The 492-nt window shown below is 61.8% G+C and carries 1 protein-coding gene; it reads left to right on the forward strand.

Annotated elements, in window-relative coordinates:
• Window positions 1-41: 41 nt before the first annotated feature.
• A partial coding sequence (locus tag P0D89_RS54020; protein ID WP_408379836.1) for a glutamate ligase domain-containing protein occupies window positions 42-492 on the forward strand: 451 nt, incomplete at its 3' end.

The following is a 492-nucleotide window of genomic DNA, read 5'->3' on the forward strand; positions in this document are numbered from 1 at the left end:
TGCGCACGTTCGATAATTCGTTCGCCTGCACCCCTGGGCGCATGAACATCTACGACGATCATCCGTTCAGGGTCATATTGGACTATGCGCATAACCCGGCAGCCGTGCAGACCATGTGCGCCCTGGTGGAGCGGCTCGGCCCAGATCAGCGGAAGATCGTTTCGCTGACGGTTCCGGGCGATCGCCGCGACGAGGACATTCAGGCAATCGGGCGCATTGCAGCCGGGCACTTCGACCAATACATCTGCCATCGGGACAGCGACTCGCGCGGGCGCGATCACCTGGAGGTGCCGGACATGTTGCGCGAAGCACTGCGCATCGCGGGTGTCCCGCCGCAGCAAATCAAGGTCGTCGCGGAGGAGCAAACGGCCAATCAGTTAGCGCTCGAGATGGCACGTCCTGGCGATTTGCTTCTGTTGCTCAGCGAAGATTACGCGGGGGCATGGGAACAGATCGGGCAATTCAAGCCGGAGATGCCACGCGCGCAGGCAA

The sequence above is a fragment of the Paraburkholderia sp. RL18-085-BIA-A genome (assembly GCF_046027075.1).
Lineage (GTDB): Bacteria > Pseudomonadota > Gammaproteobacteria > Burkholderiales > Burkholderiaceae > Paraburkholderia.